This window comes from Chromobacterium sp. INPA-IVC, assembly GCF_059047085.1.
Genome location: NZ_JBTNLS010000004.1, coordinates 326,749 through 341,475 on the forward strand (window position 1 = coordinate 326,749; position 14,727 = coordinate 341,475).

Sequence of the window (14,727 nt, forward strand, 5' to 3'; positions counted from 1 at the left end):
ATGGAATGTGAATAACACCAAAACACCATAAGCACGCTGCTGACAGGAACGGCCGGCCGCTTCGGCCCGGCCGCCCGAACCAAGGGTAACCTTGAAGAGAGAATGGATGATCATGCAATCTATGTACGACCAGTCCTCGAATCCCCCGACAACCCCCGACGAGCCGGCTCCCGCCACCCCGCAGGCAGCCACCACGCGCCAATTGCTGAATCTGAATGAGCGTAGCCAGAACGGGTTGTATCAATACTTCATCGAGCACGACACCAACCGCATCCTGCAGCATCTGGACACGCTGCGCGGCATGGCCTTCACCCGCGACGCCGAAGACGGCCAGATCGGCCCGCCGGAAAAGCCCTTCCCCTCGGTCTGCCTGATCGGCCTGGGCCGTTGCGGCTCCAATATCGCGCTGGACGTGGCCACCCTGGTGTACAACGCCCGCAAGTTCTACCTGAACGAGTTCAACCAGGAAGACAAGAGCGCCCCCGAGCAGGAGCAACGGCCGCGGCGCTGGATACGCCGCAACCTGCTGTCGCAGCACAAGGAGGCCAAGCCGGCCTTCCTGATCGAGCCGATGGTGATGCTGGGCGACCTGGACAAGGACATCAAGGGCCGCATCCGCTTCTCCCGCCGCGGCGAGCAGGGCGACTTCATCAACAACTACAACAAGCTGAAGATCATGGACCTGGCCGAGGTCCACGCCGGCGGCGCCGGCAATGCGCCCATCCTGGGCCAGTACCTGGCCAAGATCATCCTCAACAAGGACACGCTGAGCTTCTCCGACCCGGACTGGACGCTGATCCACTCCTACCTGGTGGACTCCTGCGGCATCAAGGCCAACCAGTCGCGGCTGTACTTCTACATCTTCAGCGCCGGCGGCGGCACCGGCTCGGGCATGGCGTCCGAGTTCGGCCTGGCCCAGCAGTACGCCTACATGAGCAAGACCTTCGAAACCCGCAACGAGGGCAAGGGGGATCAGGGCGACGACTACGGCTTCGTGTTCGAGCCCATCTTCACCAGCGGCATCTGCATCCTGCCCAACATCTCCGGCCAGCACGCCGAGGGCTCGGAAGCGCTGCACATCAACGCCGGCCGGCTGCTGTGCAAATACCTGTCCGAGGAGTGGGACTTCTCCTACAACTTCGACAACGAAGAGGCCGGCGCCGAGAGCGTGATGCGCCGCATCCGGCCGTGGAACGCGATGATGCTGATCTCCAACGACATCATGCGCTACGCCGAGGAGAGCGAAGGCGGCAACATCGAGCATCTCGACGTCAACGCGATGGAGCGCCACGCCAACCAGTACATCTCGCAGCAGATCTTCAACATCCTGACCGCGCAGGCCGTCACCAGCGACTACGACGAGAACTACTTCCTGCGCGCCGGCATCGACATGGGCGAGACGATACGGCTGGACGCCAACGACCTGTTCATGAGCCTGGCCGGCCCGGTGGCGGTGGCTTACGCCGAATCGGTGGTGTCCGATCCGCTGGGCTCGGACGGCTTCGTCAACAAGCTGGACATCGACGACCTGTTCTACCGCTCGATCGACCTGCCGCACTTCAACCAGCAAACCCAGGCGATAGAGGGCATCAGCCTGCTGCCGATCGAATCGGCCAACTACCGCGCCGCGCTGGCCGACTACAAGCAGTCCGGCTACTCGGCGGACAAGCTGAACCAGCTGTTCTTCTTCCAGAACTGCTCGTCGGTGGTGGCCATCCTGTCGCTGCCCAAAGGCTACAAGCTGTCCTACCTCGACCTAAACCGGCTCAAGCGCCACTTGAATGACCTGTTCCCCAGCACCACGCTGAAGCGCTACGCGCTGGTGATCGGCGCGTCCACCAACCTGTCGCTGACCACGCTGGTGGCCAAGAGCCCCTGCCTGAGCGACGACTTCCTGACGCTGATCGTCGCCTACATCAAGCGCTGCTTCGCCCACGGCAACCACCGCTTCGACGACAGCCTGGACAACGTGATCCTGGACCTGATCACCGCCGACACCTTCGACGAGACAGTGCTGGAGCGCTTGTTGAACGAGTACGAGAACCCGGCCAAGATCCTCGACACCAACTGGTTCGCGATCAAGCCGATGTACGAGAAGAAGTACCGCGAGCTGATCCGCGACAGCAAGAAGTTCGTGTCGATCAACGACATCCGGCTGACCCGCGAGCACGTGCAGAAAGCGGTGTGCTACCTGCGCGAGATCTACCGCCACCGCATCGGCAAGACCCGGGTGGTTTCGCTCAACAGCTACGCGCGCAAGCACCACGCCTGAGCGCGCTTTCCCCCGTCGCCAACCCCGCCCCGCCCTGCGCGCGGCGGGGTTTCTACTGGCTAAAATAGTAAAGTAGATTATTTTTTTACTACCCGGCCGAAAAGTGTCAACGCCATGGCCGCTTGGCCAGTTAATCCTGCTTGAACGCGGCGAATATGCCAGCGCGCTGCGCGCGTCGGCCTCGCATCACTCATTAACAAAACCCGATCGCAACCAAGCACGATCCGCCCACAGAACGCCTTCAAGCTGGCATAAGCTGCAACAAGGCATGGCGCGGATCGCAACAACCGCGCCGCCGAGCCGCCCGGACCGGGACCTTCGCGCCGGAAATCCGCCGCCCGGGCGCGGCAATCTGAAGAGAGGACGCACCGTCCAATATGTGGATCGTCGAAACGGCCCTGAAACGGCCCTATACCTTCATCGTGATGGCCATCGTCATCCTGCTGGCCACCCCGCTGGCGATCATGCGCACGCCGGTCGACGTGCTGCCGGAAATCGACATCCCGGTGATCAGCGTGATCTGGGGCTACGGCGGCCTGGCGCCGCAGCAGATGGCCGACCGCATCACCCAGACCCATGAACGGGTGCTGACCACCACCGTCAACGACATCGAGCATATCGAGTCGCAGTCGCTGGCCGGCATCGCCATCATCAAGATCTTCTTCCAGCCCAACGTCAACATCCAGACCGCCATCGCCCAGGTGGTGTCGGTGTCGCAGGCGGTGGTCAAGCAGATGCCGCCCGGCGCCACGCCGCCGCTGGTCATCAAATACACCGCCTCCAGCGTGCCGGTGATCCAGATAGGCATGGCCAGCAAATCGATGTCGGAACAGGACGTGTTCGACGCCGCCATCAACACGCTCAGGCCCCAGCTGGTGACGATACCCGGCATCGCCATTCCCTACCCCTACGGCGGCAAGGTGAGGCTGCTGTCGGTGGACCTGGACACCCGCGCCATCGCCGCCAAGGGCCTGACGCCGGCTGACGTGATCAACGCGGTCAACAGCCAGAACCTGGCGCTGCCGTCCGGCACCGCCAAGATCGGCGGCACCGAGTACAACGTCGAGCTGAACGGCTCGCCGGACACCATCGCCGGGCTGAACGACATCCCGGTGCGGTCGGCCAACGGCGCCACGGTCTTCCTGCGCGAAGTGGCGCACGTGCGCGACGGCTTCTCGCCGCAGACCAATATCGTCAAGCAGAACGGCCAGCGCGGCCTGATGATGTCCATCTACAAGAACGGCGGCGCGTCGACGCTGGACGTGGTCAACCATCTGAAGGACAAGCTGCCCGGCCTGCTGCCGCTGCTGCCCAAGGACCTGCGCGTCAGCCTGCTGGCCGACCAGTCCATCTTCGTCAAGACGGCGGTGGAAGGCGTGATCCACGAAGCGCTGGTAGCCGCGGTGCTGACCGCGGTGATGCTGCTGCTGTTCCTCGGCAACTGGCGCACCACCTCCATCATCGCCGTCTCCATCCCGCTGTCGATCTTCTCGTCCATCGTCGCGCTGCACATGATAGGCGAAACCATCAATGTGATGACGCTGGGCGGCCTGGCGCTGGCGGTGGGCATCCTGGTGGACGACGCCACGGTGACCATCGAGAACATCGAGCGCCATCTGCACATGGGCTCGCCGCTGTACACCGCCATTCTGGACGGCGCCGGCGAGATCGCCATTCCAGCCTTCGTCTCCACGCTGTGCATCTGCATCGTATTCGTGCCGATGTTCTTCCTGGAAGGCGTGGCGCGCTACCTGTTCGTGCCGATGGCCGAGGCGGTGGTGTTCGCGATGCTGGCCTCCTACGTGCTGTCGCGGACGCTGGTGCCGACGCTGGCGCTGCTGCTGATGGGCCATCGCCACCACGACGGCCGCGTGTCGGCGTGGATACACCGCGTGCACCAGGGCTTCAACGCCCGCTTCGAACGGCTGCGCGAGCTCTACGTGCACCTGCTCAGCCACCTGCTGACGCACCGCAAGGGCTTCATCTCGGTCTTTCTCGGCTTCTGCCTGGCCTCCTGCGGCTTGTATCTGCTGCTGGGCCGCGACCTGTTCCCCGAGGTGGACACCGGCCAGATCAAGCTGCACGTGCGCGCGCCCACCGGCACCCGGATCGAGGACACCGCCGTTCTGGCCGACCAGGTGGACGCCGAGATCCGCAAGGCGATCCCGCCGGGCGAGCTGGACTCCATCATCGACAACATCGGCCTGCCCTATAGCGGCATCAACCTGTCGTACAGCAACTCCGGCACCATCGGCACGCTGGATACCGACGTGCTGATCTCGCTGAAACCCGGCCACCAGCCAAGCGCCGACTACATCGCCGCGCTGCCGGCCAGGCTGGAGCGCCGCTTCCCCGGCGTGGAATTCTTCTTCCAGCCCGCCGACATCATCACCCAGATCCTGAATTTCGGCTCGCCGGCTGCCATCGACGTGCAGATTTTCGGCAAGAACTACGCCGACAACGCCGCTTTCGCCGGCCGCCTGCTCTCCCGGATCAAGGCGATTCCCGGCGCCGCCGACGTCCATGTGCACCAGCGGCTGGACGCGCCGGCAATCAAGCTGAACATGGATCGCGCCCGTTTGCAGGGCATGGGCATCGCGCCGTTCGACGTCGCGCAGAACCTGCTGCTGCCGCTGTCCGGCAGCCAGCAGACCCAGCCGGCGTTCTGGCTCAATCCGGCCAACAGCATCGTCTACAATCTGCAGGCGCAGGCGCCGCAGTACCGGATCGGCAGCATGGACCAACTGCTGCAGCTGCCGATCAACGCGCCGGGCAGCCGCGGCGCCGGCGAGCAGACGCTGGGCAACCTGGTGCAAACCAGCCCGGGCCGCGAAGCCGCCATCGTCACCCGCTACAACATCCTGCCGTCTATCGACATCTACGCCAGCGCGCGCGGCCGCGACCTGGGCTCGGTGGCCTCGGCCATCCAGAAGGTGATCAACGAGGAAGAGGCTCATCTGCCCAAAGGCAGCCATGTCGCGCTGCGCGGCCAGGTGGAGACGATGCGCTCGTCCTACATCGGCCTCGGCGTCGGCATTCTCGGCGCCATCGTGCTGGTCTACCTGCTGATCGTGGTGAATTTCCAGTCCTGGCTGGACCCCTTCATCATCATCAGCGCGCTGCCGGCGGCGCTGGCCGGCATCGCCTGGATGCTGATCGTCACCGGCACCGATCTGTCGGTGCCGGCGCTGACCGGCGCCATCATGACCATGGGCGTGGCCACCGCCAACAGCATCCTGGTGGTGTCGTTCGCTCGGCATCGGCTGCAGGACGGCCTGCCGCCGCTGTCGGCGGCGCTGGAGGCCGGCGCCACCCGGCTGCGGCCGGTGCTGATGACGGCGCTGGCGATGATCATCGGCATGATCCCGATGGCCATCGGCATCGGCGAAGGCTCGGAGCAGAACGCCCCGCTCGGCCGCGCCGTGATCGGCGGCCTTCTGTTCGCCACCCTATCCACCCTGCTGTTCGTACCGGTGGTGTTCGCCAGCTTCCACCGCTACCTGGCGCAACGCAAACAACACGCGGCCGATGCCCCCGCGGCTCCCGCACAGGACGCTTGAAATGACCGACCCACGCCATGACCGCCAGGGCCTGCCCGAACTCCACCTGCACCACACCCGCCGCGGCGCGGTGGTGCGCAAGGCGCGCGTCGCCGCCATCGTCGCCGTCGCGCTGCTGCTGCTCGGCCTTGGCCGCACGCTGCTGGTCCGCCACGCAGACGCCGAGACGCTGGCCCGCGAAGCCGCCCGCCACGCGGTGCTCACCGTCAGCGTGGTCACGCCGCGCCAGGGGCACGGCGAAGCCATGCTGACCCTTCCCGCCACGCTGCAAGGCATGGCCGAGGCGCAGATCTACGCCCGCACCAACGGCTACATCAAACGCTGGTACAAGGACATCGGCCAGCCGGTGAGAAAAGGCGAGCTGCTGGCCGAGCTGGACATCCCCGACATCGACAAGCAGGTGCAGGAAGCCCAGGCCAATTTCGGCCTGGCCAAAACCGCCTACCTGCGCTGGAAAGCGCTGCGCGCGCAGGACGCGGTGTCGCAGCAGGAATTCGACGAGAAGCAGGCCGCCTACCAGCAGACCGAGGCCGAGTTGAAGCGGCTGCGCGACCAGCAGGACTTCGCCCGCGTCGTCGCGCCGTTCGACGGCATCGTCACCCGCCGCAACATCGACACCGGCAGCCTGGTCAACGCCGGCAACGGCGGCAGCGCGCAAGCGCTGTTCGCCACCGCGCAGATCGACAAGCTGCATCTGTACGCCTACGTGCCGCAATCGCGCGCGGCCGACATCCGCGTCGGCCAAACCGTGCGCATCTCGCGCCAAGAGGCCCCCAGTCATCCGGTCTCCGGCAAGGTGGCGCGCACCGCCGGCGCCATCGACCCGGCCACCCGCACGCTGCAGGTGGAGGTGACGGTGGCCAACGCCGACCACGGCCTGATGCCCGGCCAGTATGTCGACGCCTCGTTCAAGCTGCCCGCCGGCGACAGCCTGACCCTGCCGACCAATACGCTGCAGTTCAACGCCAAGGGCGGCCGCGTCGCGCTGGCCGGCGCCGACGGCAAAGTCCATCTGCAGCCGGTGGCCGTCGGCACCGACTACGGCCATGAAGTGGAAATCCGCGCCGGCCTGAAGCCCGACGACCGGGTGATCGTCAACCCGCCGGACTCGATCAACGACGGCCAGCCGGTCAGCGTCGTGGCCCCGGCCAAGGGAGAGTAAGCCGATGCGCGCGCTCTCTCTGCTGATCGCCGCCGCCTTGAGCGGCTGCGCCGTCGGCCCCGACTACCAGCGCCCCGCCAGCGAATTGCCGGCGCAATGGAAAAGCGACGCCGGCTGGCTGCCGGCCGCGCCCGCCGACGCTCTGCCCAAGCGCGACTGGTGGCGGATATTCGGCGACGAGGACTTGAACCGGCTGGAGGCCGACGCCCTGGCCCGCAGCCCGACGCTGCAACTGGCGCTGGCCAAGCTGGACCAGGCTCAGGCGCAAAGCCGCGTCCACGGCGCCGCCGCGCTGCCCGCCGTCAGCCTGGGCGCGGCGGCCTCGCGCAGCCGCGTCTCCGCCGATCGGCCCCAGTCCGCCTATGGCGCCGGCAACAGCAGCACGGTGCAGAGCGATCTGAAACCCATGCTCAGCGTCAGCTACGAGATCGACTGGCTGGGCCGGGTGCGGCGCGACATCGAAAGCGCGCGCGCCGGCGCCGAGCAAGCCGCCGCCGACCGCGCCAACGTCGAGCTGCTGCTGACCGCCCAATTGGCCAGCGCCTACCTGCAACTACGCCAAGAGGACGAGGAAATCCGGCTGCTGGACGGCATTCTGGACGCGCAGCAGCGGGTGCTGGATCTGACCCGCATCCGCCACCGGGCCGGCCTAGCCTCCGCCGGCGACGAGGCGCAGCAAGCCGCCTCCGTGGCCGCCAGCCGCGCCCAGCGCGAGCTGCTGCTCAACCAGCGCCGCGCGGGCGAAGACCTGCTGGCCACGCTCAGCGGCGCGCCGGCCGCCTCGTTCCGGCTTGCTCCCGGACAACTGCCCGCCGCGCTGCCGGCATTGCCGGCCGGCGCGCCCAGCGATCTCTTGCAGCGCCGGCCCGACATCGCCTCCGCCGAGCGGGCGATGGCCGCCGCCAATGCCCAGATCGGCGTCGCCAAGGCCGCCTACTTCCCGCAGCTGACGCTGGCGCCAGCCTACATCGGCAGCGAATCGACCGGCCTCGCCAATCTGTTCTCCACGCCGGCGCTGATCTGGGGCATAGGCCTGCAGGCGACGCAAACCTTATTCGACAACGGCAAGACCCGCGCCGGCGTCGACTACGCCGAGGCCGGCTATCGCGCCGCGCTGGCCGGCTATCGCCAAACCGTGCTGCAGGCGGTTCAGGAAGCCCAGGACGCGCTGGGCTCGCTGCATGGACTGGATCAGGCGCGCCGCCAGCAGGACGAGGCGGTGCGCAATCAGGACAAGGCTTACGCCGTCAGCCAGCTGCGCTACCGCGAAGGCCTGGACAGCGCGCTGACGCTGGCGGCGGCTCGCCAAAGCCAGTTGGCGGCGCAACGGACGCTGGCCCAGCTGCGCGGCGGCCAGCTGGCAGCCAGCGTCGGCTTGCTCAAGGCGCTGGGCGGAGGCTGGCTTGCCGATTCGCCCGACAAATAGTCCTAATCAATAAACTGCAAATAGTAATAAAACTGCTACAAATAACAGGACGGGCCGACGGGGCATCGCCCCGCCGCCTGCCGGTTTGCCGCAGCGGTTTGCTTCCATTCGCGTCGTTCATCGCGCAGCCCCCCGCCCCGGACTCCGGCTTGCCCCGCAAAAGCCATGTCAATAAGGTGGTCATTACCCCTTCATCGGAGTAGCATAAAAGAATAAAGATTCAGAAATAAAATCCACTTGGATTATCCGTTCGCCTCCGGTAGCGCGGGTACTCTGGAGGAATGACGATGCAAGTCACCCGACGCCAGCTGTTCAAGCTGACTGCCGCGCAGCTGGGCGCATCCAGCCTGGTCGCCATGGGCTTCGCTCCACAGCAGGCATTGGCCGAAGTCAGGCAATTCAAGCTGATGGGCTCGCGCGAGACGCGCAACACCTGTACCTACTGTTCCGTCGGCTGCGGCCTGATCCTGTACGGACTGGGCGACGGCGCCAAGAACACGCACGGCGAGATCTACCATATCGAGGGCGATCCGGACCATCCGGTCAGCCGCGGCTCGCTTTGTCCCAAAGGCGCAGGCCTGCTCGATTTCATCCACAGCCCCAAGCGGCTGAAATACCCCGAAGTGCGCGAGGCCGGCAGCGGCGAGTGGAAGCGAATCAGCTGGGACGAAGCGATCAGCCGCATCGCCCGGCTGATGAAGGACGACCGCGACGCGCATATCGTCGAGAAAAACGCAGCCGGCGTGCCGATCAACCGCTGGCTGTCCACCGCGATGCTGACCGCGTCGGCCGGCTCCAACGAAACCGGCATCATCTCGCAGAAATTCATCCGCAGCCTGGGCATCGTCGCCACCGACGCCCAGGCCCGCGTCTGCCACGGCCCGACGGTGTCGGCGCTGGCCTCCACCTTCGGCCGCGGCGCGATGACCAACAGCTGGGTGGACATCAAGAACGCCGACTTCATCCTAGTGATGGGCGGCAACGCCGCCGAGGCGCACCCGGTGGGCTTCAAGTGGGCGATAGAGGCGAAGAAGACCCGCGGCACGCGGCTGATCGTGGTGGATCCGCGTTACAACCGCACCGCCTCGGTGTCCGACCTCTACCTGCCCATCCGCGTCGGCTCGGACATCGCCTTTCTGGGCGGCGTGATCAACTGGCTGATAAAGAACGACAAGATCCACTGGGACTACGTCAAGGCCTACACCAACGCCGCGCTGATCGTCCGCGACGACTACCGCTTCGACGAAGGCCTGTTCTCCGGCTACGACGCCGCCAAGGGCAAGTACGACAAGAGCAGCTGGAACTACGAGCTGGGCGACGACGGCTACGCTAAGACCGACCCCATGCTGCAACACCCGCGCTGCGTCTGGCAGCTGTTGAAGCAGCATTACTCGCGCTACACGCCGGAAATGGTCAACAACATCTGCGGCACGCCGGTGGACGGCTTTTTGCAGGTGTGCAAGGAACTGGGCGAGACCGCCCGCCCCGACAAGGCCGGCACCATCCTGTACGCGCTGGGCTGGACCCAGCACACCACCGGCTCGCAGAACATCCGCACCATGGCGATGATCCAGCTCTTGCTCGGCAACATCGGCATGCCCGGCGGCGGCGTCAACGCGCTGCGCGGCCACTCCAACATCCAGGGCCTGTCCGACCTGGGCCTGCTGTCCACCAGCCTGCCCGGCTACCTGACGCTGCCGAGCGAAGCCGACCACCCGGATCTTGCGGCCTACCTCGCCAAGACCACGCCCAAGACCCTGCAGGCCAACCAGTTCAACTACTGGAGCAACACCCCCAAATTCTTCGTCAGCCTGATGAAATGGATGTGGGGCGACAACGCGAGCAAGGACAACGACTGGGGCTACGACTGGCTGCCCAAGTGGGACAAGATGTACGACGTGCTGCACATGGCGGAGCTGATGTACCAAGGCAAGATGAACGGCTTCATCGTGCAGGGCTTCAACCCGCTGGCCAGCTTCCCTGACGCCGCCAAGGTGACCGAGGCCTTCTCCAAGCTCAAGTACATGGTGATCATCGACCCGATCGCCACCGAGACCTCCACCTTCTGGCAGAACCACGGCGAAGCGCACGACGTCGACCCGGCCAAGATCCAGACCACCGTGTTCCGACTGCCGTCCACCTGTTTCGCAGAGGAGGACGGCTCCATCGTCAACTCCGCGCGCTGGCTGCAATGGCACTGGAAAGGCGCCGAGCCGCCGGGCGAGGCCAGGGGCGACAACGAGATCATCGGCGAATTGTTCGTCGCCATCCGCGACCTCTACCGCAAGGAAGGCGGCAAGCTGGCCGAGCCCATACTCAAGACCAGCTGGGCCTACCGCAATCCCAAAGCCCCGACGCCGAGCGAGCTGGCGATGGAGATGAACGGCAAGGCGCTGGCCGACCTGCCCGACCCGGCGGACCCCAGCAAGACATTGGTGAAGAAGGGCGAGCAGATTCCCGGCTTCGCCGTGCTGCAGGACGACGGCCGCACCGCCTGCGCCTGTTGGATCTTCTCCGGCTGCTGGCCGCAGGCCGGCAACCAGATGGCGCGCCGCGACAACACCGACACCGGCCTCGGCAACACGCCGGGCTGGTCGTGGTCGTGGCCGGCCAACCGCCGCATCCTGTACAACCGCGCCTCCTGCGATCCGTCCGGCAAGCCGTGGGACCCCGCGCGCAAGCTGATCAGCTGGAACGGCGACAAATGGGTGGGCGGCGACGTGCCGGACTTCAAGGCCGACGCCGCGCCGGACTCCGGCATGATGCCCTTCATCATGAACCCCGAGGGCGTGGGCCGGCTGTTCTGCGCCGACAAGCTGGTGGACGGCCCCTTCCCCGAGCACTACGAGCCGATGGAAAGCCCGATCGGCACCAATCCGCTACATCCTAAAGTTGTCTCCAGCCCGGCGGTGAGGCTGTTCGACAGCGACAAGCAGCGGCTGGGCACGCATAAAGACTTCCCCTACGTCGGGACGACTTACCGGCTGACCGAGCACTTCCAGTTCTGGACCAAGTCGGTGCTCTTGAGCGCCATCGCCCAGCCCGAGCAGTTCGTCGAGATCGGCGAAGCCTTGGCCCGCGAAAAGGGCATCGTCCAGGGCGACATGGTCAAGGTCAGCTCCAACCGCGGCTTCGTCAAGGCCAAGGCGGTGGTCACCAAGCGGCTGATGGCGCTGAAGGTCAACGACCAGACCGTGCACCAAATCGGCATTCCGCTGCACTGGGGCTGGGAGGGCGTGGCGCGGCCGGGCTACCTGACCAATTCGCTGCCGCCCGCGGTCGGCGACTGCAACACCCAGACGCCCGAGTACAAGGCCTTCCTGGTCAAACTGGAAAAACTGTAAGGAGCCGCCGCCATGCCATTGCAATCCCTGGATATCAAGCGCCGCTCCGCCAGCCCGACCGAAAGCCCCAAGGTCCGCCAGACGCTGGAAGTGGCCAAACTGATCGACACCTCCACCTGCATCGGCTGCAAAGCCTGCCAGGTGGCCTGTTCCGAGTGGAACGACATCCGCGAGGAAGTCGGCCACAACATCGGCGTCTATGACAACCCCACCGACCTGTCCGCCAAGGCCTGGACGGTGATGCGCTTCGCCGAGGAGGAAAGCAACGGCAAGCTGGAATGGCTGATCCGCAAGGACGGCTGCATGCACTGCGCCGACCCGGGCTGTCTGAAAGCCTGTCCGTCGCCGGGCGCCATCGTGCAGTACAGCAACGGCATCGTCGATTTCCACCAGGAAAACTGCATAGGCTGCGGCTACTGCATCGCCGGCTGTCCGTTCGACATCCCGCGCATCAGCAAGGAAGACAACAAGGCCTACAAGTGCACGCTGTGCTCGGATCGCGTCGCCGTCGGCCTGGAGCCGGCCTGCGTCAAGACCTGTCCCACCGGAGCCATCCAGTTCGGCTCCAAGGAAGACATGAAGGAAGTGGCGGCGGAACGCGTGGCCGACCTGCAGCGGCGCGGCTATCAAAACGCCGGCCTGTACGACCCGCAAGGCGTCGGCGGCACCCACGTGATGTACGTGCTGCACCACGCCGACAAGCCGGAGCAGTACTCCGGCCTGCCGGGCAACCCCGAGATCAGCCCCACCGTGCAGTTGTGGAAGGGCTTGCTCAAGCCGCTGGCGACGATAGGCATCGCCGCCGCCGGCCTGTTCGGCTTCCTGCACTACATCACCGTCGGCCCCAACCGCGCCGACGGCGAAGAGGAAAGCGAAACGCGCGAGGAGGATAAGCGATGAAGGAAAAACTGCTGCAGCGCTACAGCGCCGCCGAGCGGATCAACCACTGGATCGTCGCCATCTGCTTCGTGCTGCTAGCGCTGTCCGGGCTGGCGCTGTTCTATCCTGCCTTCTTCTGGCTGACCGGCGTGTTCGGCACGCCGCAGCTGGCGCGCATGGTGCATCCCTTTGTCGGCGTGCTGATGTTCGTCGGCTTTTTCGTCCAGTTTTTCCGCTACTGGCGGCGCAATCTGGTCAACGGCCAGGACATCAAGTGGATGATGGCGGTGAAGGACGTGCTGCGCGGCCATGAGACGGTGGAGGTGGGCAAGTACAACGGCGGCCAGAAGGCGATGTTCTGGATCATGACCCTGTGCGTGGCCACCATGCTGGTCACCGGCCTCATCGCCTGGCGCCAGTACTTTTCCGGCTATTTTCCCATCCCGGTGATCCGGCTGGCGCTGCTGCTGCACGCCTGGGCCGCCACCGCGCTGATCGCCAGCATCATCGTCCACGTCTACGCCGCGCTGTGGGTGAAGGGCACGATACGGGCGATGGTGGAGGGGGTGGTCACCCATGCCTGGGCGAAAAAGCATCATCCGGGCTGGTATAAGGAAATGACGGGGAAGAAGTAGTGCCTCTATCCCCAGCTTTCGAAGCTTAATGGAAAGACACCGGCTCACGCCCTTCAAAGTCCCTTTCCCCTTGCGGAGAAGGGGTCGGGGATAGGTGCATAGCATGTTGGAACTGGATGGCTTTGTGTCCGCTGCGCGGACGATATGTAGATGCCGGTTCCGCCCGGCAGACGGGCCAGGGGCTGAGCGGCCAGCCCCATCGCTGAGCGAATCGAAGATTCGCACGCAGAGGCGATCCCAGGCCGCCCCTGCAGCCCGCGAAACCCCGACAAAAAAACGGCAGGCAAGGAGCCGCCGGAACTAGCGGCGCGCTACCGTCGCGCCGCGTCGAACAACCGGCGTCTTAAAACCTTGCCAGCCATTTCTTTGTCGGCGCGAGCTGAAAGGGGAATCGGGTCTCACTGTTGCCGTCTTTTCTGCCCACATACACAACCCCCTGCAGCCTACATTTTAATGAACATAGTCAAAATCAAACCTAGACCTCAACTATGACCCCTACCCAACCCATCCTGCCGGCCGAACAGATCCGCGCCGGCGACGCCCCGCTGATGAGCCTGGCCGTGCTGCGGCCGCCGCCCGACATCTTCGCCAGCCGCGCCGCGCGGCTGCTGCAACTGGCCGATGGCCACGCGATGGCCGATTTTCTGCGGCTGTGCGCCGCCATCTGCCAGCAGCAGCAAGCGTTGCACGACGCGTCCCGGCTCGATCCCCACGCCGCGCTGGAGAAACTGGCCCAGACGCTGGAGCCTCGGCTGCCCACCGCAGTCCAGTCCGCCCTGGGCCCCTTGCTGGCGCAGGACGCCGCCGCGCTCAGCCGGCTGGCCGAACGTCTGATCAACGGCGACTATCCGGCCGACGGTCCCTTGTTCGCCGCGCTGCCGCTGCTGGGCGCCGCGCTGCAGGCGCAAGCCACCCGCAGCATCCGCCAGCGACCGCTGCCTGAGCCGCAAAGCCAGGAGCCCCGCTGCCCGTGCTGCGGCGGCCTGCCGCTGGCCTCGCTGCTGCTGCGCGGCGACAGCGGCCACGCCCAGCGCTACGTGATGTGCTCGATGTGCAGCCACGCCTGGCCGGTGGGCCGGGTGCGCTGCCTGTCATGCGGCAACAGCCGGGATCTGCATTACTACTCGCTGGCGGCGCAAGACCATGTCCCCGCCGCCCCCGACCATCAGCAACCGCACCAGGAGCGCGGCGCGCGCGAAGTGGAAGCCTGCGGCGAGTGCCATGGCGCGCTCAAGCAGATTTCCCTGCTGCTGGACGCCGGCGCGGAGGCTGGCGCCGACGACCTGGCCAGCCTGGCGCTGGACCTGCTGGCCGGCGAGGCCGGTTTCGCGCGCATCGGCTTCAATCCGCTGTTTCTGCCCGGCCGGGAGCCCGCCTGAGCGGCTGTCCGCACTTGAGCCGCGGCCCCCGGCGCGAGATACTTGCCGGCAAACCGCCAATCAACCGCAT

The 14,727-nt window shown here is 65.8% G+C and carries 8 protein-coding genes; all 8 read left to right on the top strand.

Features of this window, described 5'->3' with window-relative positions; genetic code table 11:
• The first annotated feature begins 106 nt into the window (after nucleotides 1-106).
• Nucleotides 107-2,272, top strand: a complete 2,166-nt coding sequence (locus tag ACX17K_RS09275) for a hypothetical protein (RefSeq protein ID WP_493774557.1) — start codon at nucleotides 107-109, stop codon at nucleotides 2,270-2,272.
• 377 nt (nucleotides 2,273-2,649) lie between these two features.
• Entirely contained in the window at nucleotides 2,650-5,832 is a 3,183-nt protein-coding gene (locus ACX17K_RS09280) for an efflux RND transporter permease subunit (protein WP_070979667.1), read from the top strand.
• A gap of 1 nt (nucleotide 5,833) precedes the next feature.
• Nucleotides 5,834-6,994: an efflux RND transporter periplasmic adaptor subunit gene (locus ACX17K_RS09285; RefSeq protein ID WP_231150960.1), complete on the top strand. Its 1,161-nt coding sequence runs from the start codon at nucleotides 5,834-5,836 to the stop codon at nucleotides 6,992-6,994.
• A gap of 4 nt (nucleotides 6,995-6,998) precedes the next feature.
• Entirely contained in the window at nucleotides 6,999-8,420 is a 1,422-nt protein-coding gene (locus tag ACX17K_RS09290; protein ID WP_493774558.1) for an efflux transporter outer membrane subunit, read from the top strand.
• A 287-nt stretch (nucleotides 8,421-8,707) separates the two neighbouring features.
• Nucleotides 8,708-11,764 (top strand): formate dehydrogenase-N subunit alpha, encoded by a 3,057-nt coding sequence (fdnG, locus tag ACX17K_RS09295; protein WP_493774559.1) that lies wholly within the window; start codon nucleotides 8,708-8,710, stop codon nucleotides 11,762-11,764.
• 12 nt (nucleotides 11,765-11,776) lie between these two features.
• Nucleotides 11,777-12,664, top strand: coding sequence for a formate dehydrogenase subunit beta (gene fdxH, locus ACX17K_RS09300; RefSeq protein ID WP_493774560.1), 888 nt, complete (start codon nucleotides 11,777-11,779; stop codon nucleotides 12,662-12,664).
• Nucleotides 12,661-13,278: a formate dehydrogenase subunit gamma gene (locus ACX17K_RS09305; RefSeq protein WP_231150956.1), complete on the top strand. Its 618-nt coding sequence runs from the start codon at nucleotides 12,661-12,663 to the stop codon at nucleotides 13,276-13,278. Before fdxH ends, ACX17K_RS09305 begins: the two co-directional genes overlap by 4 nt.
• Nucleotides 13,279-13,766: 488 nt before the next feature.
• Nucleotides 13,767-14,657, top strand: coding sequence for a formate dehydrogenase accessory protein FdhE domain-containing protein (fdhE, locus tag ACX17K_RS09310; protein ID WP_493774561.1), 891 nt, complete (start codon nucleotides 13,767-13,769; stop codon nucleotides 14,655-14,657).
• Nucleotides 14,658-14,727 lie beyond the last annotated feature (70 nt).